Below are 19,742 nucleotides of genomic sequence, written 5' to 3'. Positions count from 1 at the left end.
TTATTGAGGAACCTTTGTTATAAATTCTTTAGCATCTACATAGCCTACAATGCGTCCTAATTCTTGAGAGTCTTTAAAAAATATCATCACAGGTGGCCCAAAAACATTGAATTTTTTCATCACTTCTAAATCTTCTTTAGTGTTATTAGTAATATCAATTTGCAAAAGTGTATAGTTGCTCAATAAATTTTGCACACTTTGATCTTTAAAAGTATATTCTTCTAAAAGCTTGCAATTTTCACACCAAATAGCAGTAAAATCCAACATCACAGGTTTGTTAGAATTTTGCAATTCTTTATTTAATTCTTCTAAATTTGTAATTTTTTTGAAATTTAAACTTGGCAAATTTTGCTCTATAGTAGTGGAAAAATTTAAAGGTTTTAATAAACTTTTTGAGCCCATGGAGCCACCTAAAATAAGACTTAAGCTATAGCATAAAACTAAAATCATACTTGCTTTTTTAAATTTATCAAAATTATTTTTTACTTCATCAAAAAGTCCCATAAAACAAGCAAAAAATACCCCTAATACCCCATATAACATTAAAATGATTTGCGCATTTAAAATTCTTTCTAGCATCCAAATGGCCATAGCAAGCATTAAAAAGCCAAATAACAATTTTATTTTAAGCATCCAAGCACCGCTTTTTAAAAATCCCCCTCCAAGACCTAGCAAAAGCAAAGGCACGCCCATACCAAAACTCATTATAAATAATGATAAAGCTCCTAAAAACACATCTGCACTTTTTGTGATATAGAGCAAAGCTCCAGCTAAAGGTGCAGCAACACAAGGTCCTACTATTAAAGCAGATAAAAATCCCATAATTGCAACACCTATAAAACCATTTTTCCCTTGTATTTTTTTGTTTATATAGTTTTGAAATTTTAAAGGAAGTTGTAATTCATAAAGTCCAAACATGGAAAGTGAGAGTAAAATGAAAATTCCAGCAAAAGTGATAATGATCCAAGTTTGCTGTAATAAACCTTGTACATTAGCTCCTAAAAGCCCCACCAAGGCTCCAGCTATAGCATAAGCTAAAGACATAAAAAATACATAAACAAAAGAAAGATAAAAGCTGTGTTTTTTAGATGGATTATTTTTTAGTTTCATTGCAATTAAAGATGAAAGTATAGGAATCATAGGTAAAATACAAGGGGTTAAAGATAATAACAAGCCATATCCAAAAAATGTGATTAAAGTTATGAAAACATTGTCTTTACTTAAATTTATAGCAATTTGCTCATCTTCGCTTATATTTTTAAATTGATCTTTAATAGAGCTAATTTGATAGCTATTATTTTGTTTATAAATTTCATAATCAACATACACAGGGCGATAGCATAAACCATCTTCAGAACACCCTTGATAAGCTAAGCTAAGTTTTGCTTTGTCTGTTTTAACAAAATCATCAAGTAATAATTTAGGTATAAAAAGTTCAAGTTGATTAAAAATAACTTCTTTATTTTCTCTTTGAGAAGTTTTTGGAAAATTAAGCAAAGAAGTGATGTCTTTAGAATCAAGCATAAGCTTTGTTTGATCTTTATAAAGATAAATTCTATCGGCTAGATTGATTTTTAAAAAAAATCCTTGATTGTTTGAATAGACATTGAGTTTAAATGCTTCATCAAGTTTTAAAACTTCATTAGAAAAAAGAAAATTTATAAAAAATAAAAATACTAGCAAAAAACGCATTTTTTTCCTTAATTATCTTAAATAAAAGACTTTATTTTACTTATTTGTGGTAAATTTAAGTTAATATTTCTCCTAAATAAATCAGTAAAATTATTTTTTAACAACAAGGAAACGATTGAATTTTTTTATATTAAATCATCAATTTAACGAAAGAAAAAGCTTAAATTTTAAAATTTTTATCATCAATGCTTTTATGTTAGCTTTTATTATGTTTTCGTTTTTTTATTTTATCTTTTTAAATGCTACTTATAATTTTGATTTTCTAGCTATTTTAGAATACAAAGATAAAATGATTTTTGGATTTTTTACTACTTTTATAATTAGCTTATTATCTTTGATAATAGGTGTGATTTTTGCTTTGATTTTGTGTTATATGAGTCTTTGTAAAATAGTGATTTTAAATATGTTTGCAAGAGTTTATATAGAGCTTATTAGAGGCACTCCTTTATTGGTGCAAGTGCTTTTGATTTATTATATTTTTGCAGATAGCTTAGGACTTGATAATCGTTATGTATGCGGGGTATTAATCCTAGCTCTTTTTTCTAGTGCTTATATTTGTGAAATTTTTAGAGCAGGAATTTTAAGTGTGCATAAAATTCAATATGAAAGTGCCAAGGCTTTAGGGCTTAGTGAATTTGAAATTTATAAAAGCGTGATTTTCCCACAAGCTTTAAAAAGTGTCCTAGCTCCGCTTAGTGGTCAATTAAGCAATCTTATAAAAGATAGCTCTCTTTTAAGCGTAATAGCCATTTCAGAACTTACTCAAAATGCTCAAGAAATCAACGCTTTTACTTTTTCCACTTTAGAAATTTATATTCCTTTAGCACTTTGTTATTTGGTATTGACTTTACCTATATCTATTTTTTCAAGAAAGCTTGAAAAAAAGCTTTCTTAGAAGAAAAATTCAAGATTTTGCTCTTTAAAAATATCTTGTATATCTTTTAAATATTTTTGAGCTAAGAAATCAAAAAAACCATTTTCTTTTGATTTTTGTATAAATTTATCAAGCTCTTGTTTTAATTTTGCATTGTCTTTGTTTAGAGCTATTGCCCATTGTTCTGGTTTTTCTTCAAAAGGAGTGAAAATGGCTTTAGTTTGCTCAGGATTTTTTTTCCATGCTTTGTAAATACTCATTTGATCATATATAAAACCATCAGCTTTTGCTTGAACTACTTCTAAAATTGCAGCATTTTCTTTATCAAAAACTAAAATTTTTGCGTTTTTAAGATGTTTTTGGGCATAAATATGCGCACTAGTACCTCTTTTTAAAGCTATGATTTTTCCTTTTTGATTTAAATCATTAATGGAGTTTATGTTTGATTTTTTAGCACTTAAAATGGCTAGATTTGCTTTTGCATAAGGCACGGTAAAATCAAGCACTTTTTGTCTTTGCTCGCTAATACTCATGGAAGACATAATCAAGTCTATTTTTTTACTTTTAAGGGCTGGTATGAGTCCATCCCAAGCTATATTTTGAATTTTTAAAGTGTAGTTATTTTCTTTAGCAAATTCTTTTAAAAAATCCACACTTATTCCACTTGGATTTCCTGCATTATCACTCATTTCAAAAGGAGGATAAGCTAGTTCCATTCCTACTGTTAAATCTTTAGCGTTAAGACAAAAGGCTAAGATAAACAATAAAATAATTTTTTTCATTTTAATCCTTTTAAAAAATTTAAAGCTTTTTTATAATCTTCTTTGGTATCTATACCTATACTTTGGGTTTGAATTAATAGCATTTTAATTTTTTTACCATTTTCTAAAGCTCTTAATTGTTCTAATTTTTCACACTCTTCAAGAGCTGAATTTTTTAAAGCACAAAATTCTTTTAGATTTTTTACCTTATAAGCATAAATTCCTAAATGTGCTTTGAAATTTTCTTTATAACTTGCCCTCTCAAAAGGAATTTTAGATCTTGAAAAATATAAAGCAAAATCATTACAATCTATAACCACCTTAACCAAATTTGGATCTTGAGTGCTTGCTAAGTCTTTTATATTTTTATAACAACTTGTCATAAAAGCTTCATTTTTTTCAAAAGCTTCTTGGCTAAATTCTTTAAATTTTTTTATATTTTGTGTTTCTATAAAAGGCTCATCAGCTTGGACATTGATGATGATTTCTTCTTGGTTTAAATTTAAAATTTCACAAGCTTGATTGATTCTATCTGTGCCACTTTCGTGATTTTTACTTGTTAAAACCGCTTTTATGTTGTATTTTTGTGCTAATTCTAAAATCTCTTCATCATCTACAGCTACGCAAACTTCATCAAGTTCTTGCATTTTTTTAGCTGTATAAATAAACATAGGAAGGCCATTTATATCACATAATATTTTATTTTCAAATCGGGTTGATTTTAATCTTGCTGGTATAATAATCATTGTTTAATCCAATCTATAATGGTTTGTTTTAAATCATCAATCTTATAAGTTTTTACCTTTATATCTTCTTGTTCAAATAAACAAGCTATGTTAGGATGAATGTTTTGATTAAATTGATTAGCAATTTCTTGCATTGCTTTTTTTTCATCTAAACATTCCTTATTAAACAAAGCTTTATACATACTTGGTGTAAATTTGCTCCATTGTGCAGTAGAGGTTATTAGAGTAGGGGTATTTGAATCTAGCATTTTAAAACAAGTGCAAGTATGCGGATCTAAAAGATAATCTTGGTATTGCTTTATATAATGCATACATTCTTCATCGGTGCAAAAATCAGCTTCAAAATCTTCTTGCAAAAGCTTTAATTCTTCAAAATTAAGTTCATAAAATTTTTCATTTTTCAAATTTAGCATTAATTCTTTGGTTCTTTGATCTTTAAATTTATCAAAAAGCAATCTTTCTATATTAGAAGATATAAGTATGTCCATAGCTGGAGAGATAGTTTTTTGGAGAGTTTTTGTTCTTAAATCATACCTTCCGCTATTAAAAAATTCACTCAAAATATTATTGCTATTAGAAGCGATTTTAATTTTTGAAATTTTTGCTCCCATTTTTTTAGCATAATACGCACCCAAAGCATCGCCAAAATTTCCACTTGGAATGATAATATCTAAATTTTTATCTAATTTTAAACTTGCATAATAATGATAAATAATTTGAAAAAGTATTCTTCCAAAATTAACAGAATTAGCCGCACTTAAGTGGATGTTTTCTTTTTTTAATACAGCTTTAAATTCTTCATCATTTAAAAGTGTTTTTAGTGCATTTTGCGCATCATCAAAATTTCCTTTTATAGCAATAGATTTTAAATTACAAGCTTTAGAATGAATCATTTGCAAAGCTTGGGTTTTGCTTGTGCCATCATTTGGATAAATGCAAACTACTTTGATATTTTTTTTATTTTCAAAACTTTTTAGAGTAGCTGGGCCTGTATCACCGCTTGTTGCGCACATGATTAAATAAAAATCATCTTTTTTTAAATACTCTAAAAGCACTCCAAAAGGTTGTAAAGCCATATCTTTAAAAGCTCTAGTTGGCCCATGATATAGTTCATTGATATATAAATTTTCATTGATTTTTGTGATATTGATGGGACAATTTTTATCATCAAAATTATCATAAACTTCTAAAGCCTTTTGAAAAATTTGCAAATTGATGTCAAAATCAAATGCACCAATGATTTTTAAAGCAAGTTCTTTGTAGTTTAAATTTTTTAGATTTTCAGGATTTAATCGTGGTAAATTTAAAGGAGCATAAAGTGCGTTATTTGGAGCACTTGGATTTAATAAAGCATTTGAAAAACTTGAAGTTTGGGTAATATCTTGAGTAGAATGTAATAACATTATAATCCTTTAGTTAAATTCTTTTACATAAGCTTTTAAACGCTCTTTGAAATTTTCATTTAAAACAATTTCTAATTTTATAAGCTCTGTTTTAAAACCAAAATCTTTCACCTTTACATAATCTTTAAAAGTTAGCATTAAAGTATCACAATGATGTTTTTTTAAAAGCGTTTCAAGCTCTTCTTTGCTAAAAGCATAGTGATCAGCAAAAAAATAACAAGCCCTAGCTTTGATAAAATGCTCGTATAATCTAAAAGGCTTAGCTATGGAAGTGATTAAAATAGCTTTTTGGTTTTCTTTTACATAAGAATAACGCGTAAAATCTTTTCCTTCATAGGTGATAAAATCAGCTTTTTTTTCATAAATTTTTGGCAAACGATAAGCCCCGCTTGGCAAGGTGAAATTAAAATAAGGCTTTTCTTTTCCAAAAAGCAAAATATCAAATTTTTTAATATGAAATTTAGAAAATGCATCATCTAAAATAACTATTTTAGCACCTAATTCAATAGCCTTTTTTATACCTAAAATCCTATCTTCACTTACTATAACACCAAAACATTCTTTATTTAACGCATATTCCATAGCTTCATCGCCACTTTTGCTTATATCGCATAAAATTTGATGATTGTGTTTAACAACTATAAGTCCTTTGCTTTTTCGTTTATAACCTCTTAAAATGATGAAATTTTTTTCAAATTCAGCTGCAATAGCTTTGCAAATTGGGGTTTTTCCATTTCCACCTATGGTTAAATTTCCTACACTTATAATGGGTATGCTAAATTGCACTTCTTTTTTAAATTTGGTATTTAAAATGGCTATTAAAGTATATAAAAAACTAAAGGGTAAAAGCAAAAATGCTAACAGTTTTTGATAAAAGCTAGGTTTAAAAAAATACTTATCAAGCCAAGTCATATAATGCTTTCTAGTGTAGTGGGAAGTTTTCTTTTAAAAGCATTTTCTTTTATGCGTTTTAAAACTAAATTTTTTAAATTTTCATCAAAATGATCTAAATTTTCATTATTTTCTATAGCTTTTAAAACTTCATCTAATTGTTTATAGGCATAACCAAGATCGTTTTCATCGCTTTGATTTGGCCAAAGATCAGCGCTAGGAGCTTTATTGATAAAATTTTCATGCACACCTATAAATTTAGCAAATTCAAAAATTTCGCTTTTATAAAGAGTAGCTAAAGGATTAAAAGCACAAGCTAAATCTCCATAAATAGTTCCATAGCCAAGCATTAATTCACTTTTGTTTGAAGTGCCTACGACTAAGGCATTTTTTAAAGCAGAATAATCATACAATAAACTCATACGAATTCTTGCTGTGAAATTTCCTTTGCGTATTAAATTTAAATCTTTGCTTACCTTTTCAAAGCTTTGTAAAATTTCATCAATATAAATAATCTCATGATGGATTTGCAATGTTTTACAAAGTTTTAATGCATCGTCTAAATTTTGTTTATTAGAATTTTTTGTAGGCATTAAAAGTGTAAAAAGTCTTTCATTTACTGCCATCTTGCAAAGATGAGCCACCAAAGCAGAATCTATCCCACCACTTAATCCTAGGACTAAATTTTTATTTCCGGCTTGTTTTTTTATAAAATTGATTAATAATTCTTGTAATTTTGTATAATTCATAAAAAATCTTAGTATTAAATTAAATTTAGTAAATTATATTTTGATTTAGTTAAAAGGAAGTTTATATGCGTATTTTAAAATGTCCTTGTGGTCCTTATGAGACAAATTGTTATATTGTTGATTATGATAATAAGCAAATCATCATCGATCCAGGTGAAAATGCTTTGGATTTTATAAAAGAAAATGCTAAAAATCCTCTTGCGATTTTAAATACCCATGGTCATTATGATCATGTATTTGATAATGCTAAGGTAAAAAATGCTTATCATATTCCAATTTATATCCATAAAAATGATGCTTTTATGTTGCAAGATCCTTTTAATTATGGTTTTGAGCATTCTTTTGCAGATGTTTTGATTGAAAATGAAAATGAGATAAAAATTGATGAGTTTGTTTTCAAATTTCATTATTTTCCAGGGCATACTCCAGGATGTTGCATGATAGAATTGTGTGGTAAAGATGTGCTTTTTAGCGGTGATTTTTTATTTTATAGGAGTATAGGAAGATGGGATTTTCCATATTCTGATGCTAATTTAATGAAAGAAAGTTTATTAAAAGTTTTAAATTATGAAAAAGATTATGAACTTTTACCAGGTCATGGTCAAAAAACCAGTTTAAAAGAAGAGCAAAATGCTATACCAGCGTGGCTTAGGTATTTTTAATGCAAAATGTTTTATATTTTTTATGTTTTCTGTTGATTTTGAGTGCAATTTTAAGTTTTTTTAGACCCAAAAAAACACAAGAAAAAAAGAAATTTTTTCATAAATGTCCTTGTTTTAAAGCTGTTGAGAGTGGCTTTATGAGTAAAATTTGCATTTATGTGGGTGGTTTTGGCTTTATGTATTCTATTTTATATATGGGCTTTGATGTTTATGATGTGAAATTATTTGCTATTTTGGTTGTTTCTTTTGGACTTTGGTATTTTGCTTGGATTTTAAAAAAAGAGTAAAAAACTACAATTAAAATGCTAAAATACCTTTTTAATTATCAAAAAGGGTATTATAATGAGAAAAAGCATAGCTGAATGGCATAAGCAAGAATTACTTTTACTTTCTTTGCCTCATAAGGATACTGATTGGAAGCCTTATTTAGAAGAAATTTTACAAAGTTATGAAGAATTTATAAAAGCTGTGGCTAGATTTCAAAAAGTGTTATTAATCGCGCCTGGTGAAAGTGATTTTGCAAGATTTAAAAGCATTGAAAATGTAGATTTTTTTCAGTGTGAAACTAATGATACTTGGATTAGAGATTTTGGTGCTATTGATGTTTATGAAGATGAAAAACTCATAGGACTTGATTTTACCTTTAATGCTTGGGGGGATAAATTTCAAAGCTCTTTAGATAATGCTGTAAATTCTAAACTTTTTAACAATAAACTACAAGGAAAATTAGAAAAAATAGATTTTATTTTAGAAGGTGGAAGCATTGATTTTAATGGTGATGGAGTTATGCTTACTACCACCACTTGCCTTTTAAATGAAAATAGAAATTTGCACTTTAATCAAGCACAAATTGAAAAAAAATTAAAAGATATTTTTGGATTGAAAGAAATTATATGGCTTGAAAATGGCTTTATAAAAGGCGATGACACAGACTCTCATGTGGATACTTTAGCACGGTTTATAAATGAAAATACCATAGCATATTGTATTTGCGAAGATGAAAACGATGAGCACTATGAAGCTTTAAAAGCTATGGAAAATGAGCTTAAAAAAACTAAATTTAACCTTTTACCTTTACCTTTACCAAAGCCTATTTATTATAATGATAAAAGACTTGGAGCTACTTATGCAAATTTTGTTTTTATCAATAATGCTTTAATAGTCCCAACTTATAATGACACAAACGATAGTATTATCATTAATGCTTTACAAAAAGCTTGTAAAGATCGAGAGGTAATTGGCGTTGATGCAAGGGTGTTTTTAAGGCAAAATGGATCTTTGCATTGTTCTTGTCAAAATCGCTATCAAGGATTAAGATGAATTTAGCCAAAATTGCAACTATTAGTGCTAGTATTTGTGCTATTTTTTTAGCTATTGTGAAATTTGTGATTGGTTTTACTACAGGATCAGTAGCTATACTTGCTAGTGCGATTGATTCTTTGGTGGATTTTGTTATTTCTATTTTGAATTTTTTAGCACTAAAAAAAGCTTCTCAAAAATCAAACAATCAATATAATTTTGGTTATTCCAAAATAGAAGCTTTAATGGGATTGCTTGAAGGTTTTGTGATTTTTATTATAGGTGTTTATATTTTTTATGAAAGTATAGTAAAAATTTACCATCAAGAAAGGGTTGATAATCTAAATTTAGGCATTTATGTTATGGTATTTGCCTTAGTGGTGACTTTTATTTTGGTGTTATTTTTATCTTATGTGGCTAAAAAAACTCAAAGTTTGATTGTAGAGTCTGATTGTTTGCATTATAAAAGCGATGTTTTGACAAATTTCTTTACATTATTAGCTTTGGTGATTATTTATTTTACACAATTTTATATTATTGATGCTATTTTTGGGATATTGGTAAGCTTTTATATAGCTTTTTCTTCGTTTAAGATTATCAAAAAAAGCTTAGAATTTTTAATGGATAAAGCTTTGGATAAAGAAGTGGTAGATTGGATACAAGTTTGCATACAAAAACATCCTGAAATCATTAGTTTCCATCAATTAAAAACGCGTCAAAGTCCTGATAAAAAATATCTTAGTGTGCATTTAGTGTTTTGTCCTATAATTTCTTTACTAAATGCACATAAAATAGCTGATGATATAGAAGATGAGATTAGAAAAAACTATAAAGATGATAAGTGGGATATACAAATTCATCTTGATCCATATGATGATTCTGAAGAAGAAAGGGTAAAAAATGAAAGTAGCTTTGATACAGCAAAAATTTCATCAAAATAAAAAAGATACTATAAATAAAACTTGTGAATTTATAAAACAAGCTAAAAAAGAAAATGCCGAGCTTGTATGTTTGCAAGAGCTTCATCAAACTCAGTATTTTTGCCAGAGTGAAAATGTGGATTTTTTTGATTTGGCAAATGATTATGAAAAAGATATAAATTTTTGGTCAGAAGTAGCTAGGGAAAATGAGATAGTTTTGGTTACTTCTTTGTTTGAAAAAAGAAGTGCGGGGCTTTATCATAATACAAGTGTAGTTTTTGAAAAAGATGGAAAGTTAGCAGGAAAGTATCGCAAGATGCATATACCTGATGATCCTTGTTTTTATGAGAAATTTTATTTTACACAAGGTGATTTGGGTTTTGAGCCTATAAAAACAAGTCTTGGTAAGCTTGGAGTTTTGGTATGTTGGGATCAGTGGTATCCTGAAGCTGCTAGGATTATGGCTTTAAAAGGTGCGCAAATTTTGATATATCCTACGGCTATTGGTTGGTTTGATAAAGATGACAAAGAAGAAAAACAAAGACAATTAAATGCTTGGATCAATATACAAAGAGCTCACGCCATAGCAAATGGCTTGCCTGTTGTGAGTATAAATAGAGTAGGTTTTGAAAAAGATGAAAGTGGCGTAGAAGATGGCATAAGATTTTGGGGAAATTCTTTTGTTTTTGGAGCACAAGGCGAAGAACTTTTTATGGCAGATAATGAAAATGAACTTTGTAAAATAGTGGATATAAATATGCAAAGATGTGAAAATGTGCGTAGATGGTGGCCATTTTTACGCGATAGACGCATAGAATTTTATAATGATTTGACTAAGAGATTTATTGATTAAAGGAGTAAAATGACTAAAAAAGTGTTAATACCCCTTGCAAAGGGTTTTGAAGAGGCTGAATTTATAGGCATAGCTGATGTTTTAAAAAGAGCAGCTAAAATGAGTGGAAATTTAGAGCTTATCATCGCTTCTTTAGATGATGAGCTTATAGTTGAAGGAGCAAATGGAATTTGCATTAAAGCAGATACGACGCTAGCTAAGATCGATGCTAAAAATTTAGACGCCATTGCTATGGCTGGTGGATTTGAAGGAATGATGAATCTTAAAAATAACCCAACCATTATAAAAATCATCCAAGATCTTCATACGGATAAAAAAATAGTAGCAGCAATTTGTGCTTCGCCTATAGTATTGGCTAAAGCAGGGGTGATTAATGGAGAATTTGCTTGTTATCCAGGATGTGAAAGTGGTATTGATGGAGTTAGAGTTTCTAAAGCTGTTGTGGTAAATGAAAATGTCATCACTTCAGCAGGACCTGCTACGGCGATATTGTTTGGCTTAGAGCTTGCTAAACACTTGTGTTCGGTAGAAATTTATGAAAAACTTTATGAAGGTATGCTTGTCTCGCTTACAAAATAATCTCTCAAATTTGAGAGATTACATCGTTTTGATTAGCTGAGTGATTTCTCCTTCATGGGGAAATCTATCCACTTCGCAATTAAATAAATCTTTTTTTGAATAAATGATTTTACCATTTACTTCAACGATAAAATGTCCTCCACCTTTTTCTATGGTAGAAATTTGTGCATTTTTGAACTCATTTTGTATTTCTTCTGCAACCCTTGCAGCTTGTGGTTTGTAGTTTCAAAAATTACAATAATAAATTTTTACTTCCATTTTTTACTCCTTTTTTAAGTGTGATATTATACATTTTTTATCCAATTATTTTAAATTTAAAGATTTTTTTTATAATTACGAAAAATTATTAAGGGATAGTATGAGCCAATTTACGCATTTACATTTACATACAGAATATTCTTTATTAGACGGAGCAAATAAACTTAAAGAACTTGCTAAAACCTTAAAAGCACAAGGGGCAACTAGTGTTGCTATGACTGATCATGGTAATATGTTTGGTGCGATTGATTTTTATAAAACTATGAAAGCTGAAGGGATAAAGCCTATTATAGGCCTTGAAGCATATTTGCATAATCACGATGATTTAAGCGATAAAAGCTCAAGACAACGCTTTCATATTTGTTTATTTGCTAAAAATGAAATTGGCTATAAAAATTTAATGTTTTTAAGTTCTCAAAGTTATATCCATGGTTTGTATTATTACCCAAGGATTAATAAAAAGCTCTTAGAAAAACATAGCGAAGGTTTGATTTGCTCTTCAGCATGCTTACAAGGAGAGGTAAATTGGCATTTAAATACAAAAAATGAAAGAAATATCAAATTTGGCGCAAAAGGCTATGAAGGAGCAAAAGAAGCAGCTTTATGGTATAAAAAAGTTTTTGGAGATGATTTTTATCTTGAGATAATGCGTCATGGGATTGATGATCAAAAATTTATTGATGAGTCTATTATAAAGCTTTCTAAAGAACTTGATATAAAAATCATAGCTACTAATGATACGCATTATACTTTTAAAGAAAGAGCAGCTGCGCATGAAGTGTTTATGTGTATAGCTATGGGTGTTAAGCTTGATGATCCAGGGCGTTTAAGACATGAAGTGCATGAATTTTATGTAAAAACGCCAGAGCAAATGAGCGAGCTTTTTGCAGATATCCCTGAAGCCATTGAAAATACTCAAGAAATTGCAAATAAATGCAATTTAGAATTAAAACTAGGAGATCCAACTCCTCCAAATTTTAAATTTACAAAAGAATATGCTAGTAAATATAATCTCAATTTAGTTGAAGATAGAGAATTTAGCTTTGATAATGATGATATAGTTTTTGAGTATCTTTGCAAAAAAGGTTTGGAAGAAAGACTTCGATTTATTGATGAGAGTAAGCATGAAGAATACAAAGCTAGGCTTGATTTAGAAATTAACATTATCAAAAATATGAAATTTTCAGGCTATATGCTAATAGTTCATGATTTTATCGCAGCAGCCAAGGAAAAAGATATACCAGTGGGGCCAGGTCGTGGAAGTGCAGCAGGAAGCTTGGTATCATATTGTTTAAAAATTACAGATTTAGATCCTATACCTTATAATCTTCTTTTTGAGAGATTTTTAAATCCTGAGCGTGTATCTATGCCTGATATTGATGTGGATTTTTGTCAAGATAGAAGAGGGGAAGTGATTGATTATGTTATCGATAAATACGGAGCTGAAAAAGTAGCACAAGTGATTACCTTTGGTAAGCTTTTAGCAAAAGGGGTGATTAGAGATGTAGCTAGGGTTTGTGATATGAGCATACCTGATGCTGATGCTTTAGCAAAATTAGTCCCTGAAGAGCTAAAGATCACATTAGAAAAAGCTTATGAGCAAGAGCCAAAAATAGCTGAATTTATAAATTCTCATCCAAAAGGACATCAAGTTTGGGATTTTGCTAAGGCACTAGAAGGGTTAAATAGAAATGCGGGTATGCACGCAGCAGGAGTTGTGATATCTAATGAAGCTTTGTGGAATAAAGCTCCACTCTTTAGACAAAGCAAAAACGATGAAAGACATTTGGTTACGCAGTATTCTAAAGAGTATTTAGAAGATGTAGATTTAATCAAATTTGACTTTTTAGGACTTAAAACTTTAACGGTGATTGATAATGCGATCAAGCTTATCAAAAAAAGATACAACAAAGATGTCATTTGGGAAAAAATAGATGTAAATGATCCTAAGGTTTATAAAACCATACAAAGTGGAAATACTTTAGGAATTTTTCAAATAGAATCAGGAGGTATGCAAAGCTTAAATGCTAGATTAAAACCTGAAAGATTTGAAGACTTAATTGCGGTTTTAGCTTTGTATAGACCAGGCCCGCTTGATAGTGGAATGGTGGATGATTTTATCGAGATTAAGCATGGTAGAAAAGCTGCAACATATGCATTTGATGATTTAAAACCTATACTTGAAAATACTTATGGAGTTATAGTTTATCAAGAGCAAGTTATGCAGATTGTGCAAAAAATAGGCGGTTTTTCTTTAGGAGGAGCTGATAATGTGCGTCGTGCTATGGGTAAGAAAAAAAGAGAAATTTTAGATAATCTTAAAGCTGAATACCTAGAAGGAGCTAAAAAACAAGGATATGATGAGAAAAAAGCTGATGATTTGTTTGAGCTTATTTTGAAATTTGCTGAGTATGGTTTTAACAAATCTCACTCTGCAGCATATGCACTCATTACTTTTCAAACAGCTTTTTTAAAGACTTATTATCCGAGTGAATTTATGGCTGCACTTTTAACTAGCGAAGAAAGCAATGTAGATAAAATAGCAAAATATATCGAAGAAATGAAAAGAATGAATATCAAGCTTTTGCCTCCAAATATCAACAAAGCTCAAAGAGAATTTAGTGCTATTAAGCTTGAAGATGGCTCTGAAGCGATTATTTATGGACTTGGAGCTATAAAAAGTGTGGGAATTCCTGCTATAGAAAATATCATGGCTATCCGTAAAGAGAGTGGTTTTAGTGATTTTAATGATTTTATAAGCTTAATTGATCCAAGCAAAATTAATAAAAAAACCATAGAAAATTTAGCAAAATCAGGCGCTTTTGATGAATTTGGCTATACAAGAAAATGTTTAATTGATAATCTTGAACTTATTTCTGAAACAAGTAAAAAAATTGCCGAAGTTAAGCGAAATTCTACTGCTTCGCTTTTTGGAGAAGATGAGATTGCAGGAGATATTAAGGTAGAAATTCGAGAAAATAAAAACGAATTTGATTTGATGGAAAAACTTGGATATGAAAAAGAAATGCTTGGAATTTATGTATCAGGCCATCCTTTGGATAAATTTTCTTCTCAAATGGAAGGTATAGAGTATTACAAAAGTATAGATTTTGAAGAATTAAAAGGTGAGGGTGAAATTTTAACCATTGGTAAAATTGAAGATTTTAAATCTATGATGAGCAAAAGTGGAAAAAGATATGCTAAAGCAGAAATTTTAGATCTTTATTCTTCTTTTGAAATGATTATTTTTGAAGCTCAGGTAGAAAAAGTAGAAAATATTTTCAAAGAAAAAAAAGAACAAGCATTTGCATTTTTACTTCGATATAAAAACAATGACAATGATCTAAGCTTTAGTTTAAATGAAATTTATACTTTAGAAGAAGCCAAGGAAAATGAGATTAAATCTTTCAATAAAAAGAAAAATTTTCAAAAAAAAGAAGCAAAAGAAGAATACACTCAAGAACCTGCTAAATTTGAAGAAAATATTATAGAGCTTGATATAAATAAGCTTAGTAAAGATATGGTTTATGAGATTTATTCTTTAGCAAATTCTAAACACAATCCAAAAGATACTAATAATAAAAAATTAGTTTTGAAAGTATTAGATGTGGGTAGTTGTTTGCTTTATCATACAGGTTTTGTGATTTCTAAAGAGGCTTTTGAAGAAATTTCTCAAAAATGCAAAACTTAAGTATTTAAATAAAAATATTTTATATGAGATTTTATGCAAATTTAAGTTGATAAAATTCAATGCCATTTTAAAAAATCACGAAGTTATCTTATAAAATGTCTCAAAAAAGGTTTTTATATATTTTTTAGTTAAAATTTAATTATTTTATTTATTAAGGCAGAATTTTAAGATAACTAAAATATATAAAAAACCATTTTTGTTTATTAAATATTTATATATTTATTTTTTAAAAATTTTCAATATTTCTTGTTTATATTCGCTTGATTTTAAAATTTCATAAAAATCTTTATCATAAAAAGTTCCAAGCTTTTGTATATCTACATTATGACTTGCAAATTCTATTAAAATGTCTTTTATTGGGTATTCTTTACCATCAAGGTCTAATCTATCCTTAAAATTATCTAAAAAAATAAGCAACGCAGGGGCTTTTACTCCAGTATGATATTCTATAATAGAATCTGCACGCAATAAATTATGTCTTAAAAGCTGTAAAAATCTTGATACTCTTCCCTTTACTTCATAAGCGAGCATTTTCTGAATCGGCGCTAAGTAATACCTTCCTACTATATTTAGATCATATGGTATATTTTTTAAATCTATTTTTAATCCATGTTTAAAAAGTAAATAAATAAGATCGCTATGCACAAACATAACTAGTAGTTTTTCATCAAGCATCTCTTTAGGATAACGCTTTATTAATTCTTGAAAGAAAAAATCAAGTGTTTCATCATCTGCATCGCAAAATCTTATATTAGGCGTTTGATTAAGTCTAATATTTTCAAAAAATGTAGTATCGATTTTACTATCAAGATTATCCAAGATAAATTCTAAAATATTTTTGTTTTCTGTGCTCAACTTATGTTTTAATGCAACAGATAAACCAAATTTGTTTTCTTTAGTAATTACTACTTTATAGCCTAATGTTCTAAGAAATTTAGCATATTCTAGTTTATCAAAACGCAAACAAGTATGCATCACTTCATCACTAATAGGAATATGAAAGCCTTGAGATTTTGCATTTTTTACAAGAGTACTAAAAAAATCCTCATCTGGCATTGCATTGCTTGTCGTTCCTTTTGGTACATAAAAACAAAGCTGAGTGATATGTCTGTATTGTTCATTTTGCAAAGGAATTATTTTTTCTAAAATAATCTTAGCCTGCTTATAATCACGCGCCTTAACAAGCTTACATAATAATTCATAGCTTGGATTATCCATATCAAATACTGCTTTATACCATGAAGGTGGATTATTTTGTAAAGAGCAGTCGCTAAATATATTGTTTGATTGTTCTACTAATTCGCTTGGTAGATTCCATTCGCTTAAATCGCAGTCAAAAGATTTTGCTCCATGAAACATAGAATTGATGTTTTCAGCTTTTTTTGGTTTCCATTTAGATAAATCACTTTTAAAAGACTCACAATCACAAAACATCTCTTCAAAATCTTTTACATTTGTAACTTTCCACTTGCTTAAGTTTGCATTAAAATCTTTTAATCCTTTAAAAAGTCCATTCATGTATTTGATTTGGCTCACATCCCAAGACTCTATCCCGCTAAAATCTTTCCTATTTGTATGCAAATGAATGATTTCCATAGAATAACTAGCAAAAAGTTGATTTAGGTCTTTTATGTAACTTAAATCAATTTGCCCTAAAGATATAAATTCCATCTCTACTAATATTTTTAATTCAAAAAGATTAAATGGAATATAGCAAAGATTTGGATGTTTTGGTTTAAATTTACCTTTTTTATCATAAAAAGCACAATCGCGCAAAGTGCTTTCTATGCTTTTACCTTTTATAATATCTTCTAAAATCTTTCTTAGTTCGTAAAGACTGCTTTTTTTAAGTTCTTTCCTTACGCTCTTGCTATAATCTTTATAACCATCATTATTATAATCAATGCAAATAAATTCACTAAATTCTATATAAATACCATCTCCTATATTTTTACCTTTGTTAGAATCTACTACAACTTTATCGATTAACTCATTTATAGCATCATCACATATTTTTAAAATGTCTTTGTCGATGCTTTTAATAGCGCCATTTTGTAATAAATTTAAAGCTTTTAAAACTTTAAAATTTTGCACAGCATCTATAAGCTCTTTAGGAGTTTTTCCTAAAATTATTGTAGTTTCTTGTGTTGAAACTTTATTTACATCTTTTTTTTCTCCATTCTCCTTGGATTTTTTTATGGCATCGTTTAAAAGCTTGGAGTATTCATCATGATATTTACCTAATAAATCAAAGTCAGTTTTTCCATCAATTTCGCAATGAGAAGAATCATATGCTGGTAAATTAAAATTTTTTATAATTTGCTCTGAAGTCATTGCTCCTGCATCTTTTAAAAGCTTTTTATTTCTAGATCCTTTTGCAATATCTAAAGGAGTATCTGGGGTAGCAAAATTCACATTAGCTCCAAGTTTGATTAAAAGCTTTGTAACCTTATAAGTTTCTGCTTCTTCTACAGCTTCAAATAAAAGAGTTTCATTGTTACATTTTCTTAATTTGCTAAAAGTTTGCATATCTACATTAGCTCCTCCTTTTATAGCTAGTTCTAATAATTCATAATTATTTTGTCTAGCCCAAAAATGCATAGGAGTCCTACCGGAATATCCCTTATCATGCACTTCAAATTTAGCTCCACGATTTACTAGATACTGTATGATTTGAGAATTTGGATTATCAGCATTGAGTATATAATCATAGATTAGAGCGTTTTGATAAATACAAGGATCATCTTCTACTTCTTTCATTAAGATGTATTTTTCATTAGCTTCTTTGATATATTTCATATCATGAAAAGCAAAGTTATATTTAGGATCTTTTAAACTTAATCCATACTCATCAAATAAATAATCTAAAATAGAAAAATCATTATTATTATCTTCACAAGCATGTGCAGCTCTTATTATTAGATTAAAAGGATCAAATAAAGGAAAGTCTCCATCCTCATCTTTAATATTAAGCTCATAACAAGATATTTTTACAGGATAATCCTTTAAAATATCTTTTAGCTTAACTAAATCATTATTATCTATAATTTCAAGAACTAAATCTTCTAATTCATCTTTTTCTTGATAGCTCATAGCTTTGATATCTTCTAGTTTTTTCATTGTTTTTCCTTTAATTTTTATTTTTTCTTCTTTCTTCATACATTTTAATTTGTTCTGGTTCTTCTAAGCTTGTATCGATATTGTATTCTTCAACCAATTCCTCCCAAGTCTTAGCTCCTGCTTTTTTTAAGATTTTTATGTTTTTATTTATATCGCAAGTATTAGCTCTATCCAATGGAGTAGCAGGATCATAATATTCAATTTTTCCATCTTCAATATCACTTATACAACAATTAGCCGCATTTACATCAGCTCCATATTTGATTAGCACTTCCACACAAGCTCCTATAGGTTTCTCATCAGATTCTGCAGCTCTATGCAAAAGGGTTTCTCCTGCATCGCTAAAACTAAATTCATTTTCTGTTTTAATACTTCTCATATTAGGATTTGCTCCTAGTTTTAAAGCTTCTTCTAAATACTTCACTTCTTCGCCGCATAATATCCATTCATGTAAAGGAGTATCGCCGCTTTCTTCATTATAAGTTTCAAATGTGCATCCTTTTTTAAAAAAATACTCTATTACTTCTTTATTTTTTCCATCTCTATCAATATACCTACTAAGTGCATTGTATCCAAAGCACACTTCATTGGCTTTAAGTCCTAAATTTTCAAAATACTCCATCATTTCAAAACTTTTACTTTTATCATAAGCAATTCCTGCACAAGCTAAAGCGATAACAGGATCGATAATAGCTCTTTTGTTTTCACTATCCCAATAAGGTGTATAGCATTTTTCAAAAAATATTTCAGGCACAGGATAATCTTTTAAAAATTCTTTAACTTCTTCAAGTTTGTTAGCCTCTACAAGATCATAAAATTCTAAACATAAGTTTTTTACATATTTATCTACATCTTCTTCCAAAGATAATATTTCTTCTAATGTTTTCATTGTTTTTCCTTTTTTTGTAAAATGAGTTTTAATCTTTAAAAAGTGATTTTAGTATTTTATAAATCTCACTTAAATCATCATGACAAAGCACATTTTTAATAAACCAATCCTTAAATTCATCCTCATCTGCTTCATCATAAGGTATACCAGTATCTTCTTCAAAAGCAACTTCGTAGTTTTCTGGATCTAAATTATTATATGCACCTTCCATAAAATCATCTATATGATTTTTTACTGCTTCTAGGAGTTCTTTATTAGGTTTTGTGTCTAAAAATGCTTTGAAATCATCTAAGCTTTCTAAAATATCGGTATTAAAATCCATTGTTTTTCCTTGTGTTGTTGATTTTTAATTTTT

The 19,742-nt window shown here is 28.6% G+C and carries 17 protein-coding genes and 2 pseudogenes; 8 read left to right on the top strand and 11 right to left on the bottom strand.

Annotation, left to right across the window (positions count from 1 at the left end):
- Complete coding sequence (gene dsbD, locus CVOLT_RS04465) at nt 1–1,692, bottom strand: protein-disulfide reductase DsbD (RefSeq protein ID WP_039665623.1); 1,692 nt, start codon at nt 1,690–1,692, stop codon at nt 1–3.
- A gap of 115 nt (nt 1,693–1,807) precedes the next feature.
- On the opposite strand from dsbD, the gene CVOLT_RS04460 reads away from it, so the two are divergent.
- The gene (locus CVOLT_RS04460; RefSeq protein ID WP_039665622.1) at nt 1,808–2,587 is read left to right on the top strand and encodes an amino acid ABC transporter permease; all 780 of its coding nucleotides are present in this window, start codon (nt 1,808–1,810) and stop codon (nt 2,585–2,587) included.
- On the opposite strand, the gene CVOLT_RS04455 is transcribed toward CVOLT_RS04460, so the two are convergent.
- The 5 genes from CVOLT_RS04455 to CVOLT_RS04435 are packed head-to-tail and all read right to left on the bottom strand — an operon-like array spanning nt 2,584 to nt 7,116.
- Nucleotides 2,584–3,348 (bottom strand): transporter substrate-binding domain-containing protein, encoded by a 765-nt coding sequence (locus tag CVOLT_RS04455; RefSeq protein WP_039665621.1) that lies wholly within the window; start codon nt 3,346–3,348, stop codon nt 2,584–2,586. The genes CVOLT_RS04460 and CVOLT_RS04455 overlap by 4 nt on opposite strands.
- Nucleotides 3,345–4,073, bottom strand: a complete 729-nt coding sequence (gene kdsB, locus CVOLT_RS04450) for a 3-deoxy-manno-octulosonate cytidylyltransferase (RefSeq protein WP_039665620.1) — start codon at nt 4,071–4,073, stop codon at nt 3,345–3,347. The genes CVOLT_RS04455 and kdsB overlap by 4 nt, the downstream gene beginning before the upstream one ends.
- Nucleotides 4,070–5,476: a threonine synthase gene (gene thrC, locus CVOLT_RS04445; RefSeq protein WP_039665619.1), complete on the bottom strand. Its 1,407-nt coding sequence runs from the start codon at nt 5,474–5,476 to the stop codon at nt 4,070–4,072. The genes kdsB and thrC overlap by 4 nt, the downstream gene beginning before the upstream one ends.
- A gap of 9 nt (nt 5,477–5,485) precedes the next feature.
- A complete protein-coding gene (locus CVOLT_RS04440) occupies nt 5,486–6,388 on the bottom strand; it encodes a tetraacyldisaccharide 4'-kinase (protein WP_039665618.1) in 903 nt (300 codons plus the stop codon).
- Entirely contained in the window at nt 6,385–7,116 is a 732-nt protein-coding gene (locus CVOLT_RS04435; protein WP_039665617.1) for an NAD+ synthase, read from the bottom strand. Before CVOLT_RS04435 ends, CVOLT_RS04440 begins: the two co-directional genes overlap by 4 nt.
- Nucleotides 7,117–7,181: 65 nt before the next feature.
- Between CVOLT_RS04435 and CVOLT_RS04430 the strand changes: the two genes are divergently transcribed.
- The 6 genes from CVOLT_RS04430 to CVOLT_RS04410 are packed head-to-tail and all read left to right on the top strand — an operon-like array spanning nt 7,182 to nt 11,429.
- The gene (locus CVOLT_RS04430; protein ID WP_039665616.1) at nt 7,182–7,778 is read left to right on the top strand and encodes an MBL fold metallo-hydrolase; all 597 of its coding nucleotides are present in this window, start codon (nt 7,182–7,184) and stop codon (nt 7,776–7,778) included.
- The gene (locus CVOLT_RS07925) at nt 7,778–8,065 is read left to right on the top strand and encodes a hypothetical protein (RefSeq protein ID WP_039665615.1); all 288 of its coding nucleotides are present in this window, start codon (nt 7,778–7,780) and stop codon (nt 8,063–8,065) included. The genes CVOLT_RS04430 and CVOLT_RS07925 overlap by 1 nt, the downstream gene beginning before the upstream one ends.
- A gap of 55 nt (nt 8,066–8,120) precedes the next feature.
- Complete coding sequence (locus CVOLT_RS04425; protein WP_039665614.1) at nt 8,121–9,098, top strand: agmatine deiminase; 978 nt, start codon at nt 8,121–8,123, stop codon at nt 9,096–9,098.
- Entirely contained in the window at nt 9,095–10,018 is a 924-nt protein-coding gene (locus tag CVOLT_RS04420; RefSeq protein WP_039665613.1) for a cation diffusion facilitator family transporter, read from the top strand. The genes CVOLT_RS04425 and CVOLT_RS04420 overlap by 4 nt, the downstream gene beginning before the upstream one ends.
- Nucleotides 9,978–10,850: an N-carbamoylputrescine amidohydrolase gene (locus CVOLT_RS04415; protein ID WP_039665612.1), complete on the top strand. Its 873-nt coding sequence runs from the start codon at nt 9,978–9,980 to the stop codon at nt 10,848–10,850. Before CVOLT_RS04420 ends, CVOLT_RS04415 begins: the two co-directional genes overlap by 41 nt.
- A 9-nt stretch (nt 10,851–10,859) precedes the next feature.
- Nucleotides 10,860–11,429, top strand: a complete 570-nt coding sequence (locus tag CVOLT_RS04410) for a 4-methyl-5(beta-hydroxyethyl)-thiazole monophosphate synthesis protein (RefSeq protein WP_039665611.1) — start codon at nt 10,860–10,862, stop codon at nt 11,427–11,429.
- Nucleotides 11,430–11,447: 18 nt separating this feature from the next.
- Here CVOLT_RS04410 and CVOLT_RS08105 read toward each other — a convergent pair whose 3' ends face one another.
- Complete coding sequence (locus CVOLT_RS08105; protein ID WP_257719630.1) at nt 11,448–11,687, bottom strand: SelT/SelW/SelH family (seleno)protein; 240 nt, start codon at nt 11,685–11,687, stop codon at nt 11,448–11,450.
- Between the two features lie 100 nt (nt 11,688–11,787).
- Between CVOLT_RS08105 and dnaE the strand changes: the two genes are divergently transcribed.
- Nucleotides 11,788–15,378 (top strand): DNA polymerase III subunit alpha, encoded by a 3,591-nt coding sequence (dnaE, locus tag CVOLT_RS04400; protein ID WP_039665610.1) that lies wholly within the window; start codon nt 11,788–11,790, stop codon nt 15,376–15,378.
- Nucleotides 15,379–15,597: 219 nt separating this feature from the next.
- On the opposite strand, the pseudogene CVOLT_RS08045 reads toward dnaE, so the two are convergent.
- From CVOLT_RS08045 to CVOLT_RS04385, 4 genes and pseudogenes are all read right to left on the bottom strand, one after another.
- A pseudogene (locus CVOLT_RS08045) lies at nt 15,598–16,935 on the bottom strand (BspA family leucine-rich repeat surface protein); the annotation flags it as partial.
- A 621-nt stretch (nt 16,936–17,556) separates the two neighbouring features.
- Nucleotides 17,557–18,498: pseudogene (locus tag CVOLT_RS08040) on the bottom strand (ankyrin repeat domain-containing protein); the annotation flags it as partial.
- Between the two features lie 10 nt (nt 18,499–18,508).
- Nucleotides 18,509–19,387 carry an ankyrin repeat domain-containing protein gene (locus tag CVOLT_RS04390; RefSeq protein WP_039665609.1) on the bottom strand — a complete coding sequence of 293 codons (879 nt, stop codon included), beginning with the start codon at nt 19,385–19,387 and terminating at the stop codon, nt 18,509–18,511.
- A gap of 28 nt (nt 19,388–19,415) precedes the next feature.
- Nucleotides 19,416–19,709 carry a hypothetical protein gene (locus CVOLT_RS04385; RefSeq protein ID WP_039665608.1) on the bottom strand — a complete coding sequence of 98 codons (294 nt, stop codon included), beginning with the start codon at nt 19,707–19,709 and terminating at the stop codon, nt 19,416–19,418.
- Between the last annotated feature and the right edge of the window lie 33 nt (nt 19,710–19,742).

The sequence above is a fragment of the Campylobacter volucris genome (genome assembly GCF_008245045.1).
GTDB classification, from domain to species: Bacteria; Campylobacterota; Campylobacteria; order Campylobacterales; family Campylobacteraceae; genus Campylobacter_D; species Campylobacter_D volucris.
The sequence above is the reverse complement of the archived record's forward strand: the minus strand, read 5'-3'. Positions and strand labels throughout refer to the sequence as shown.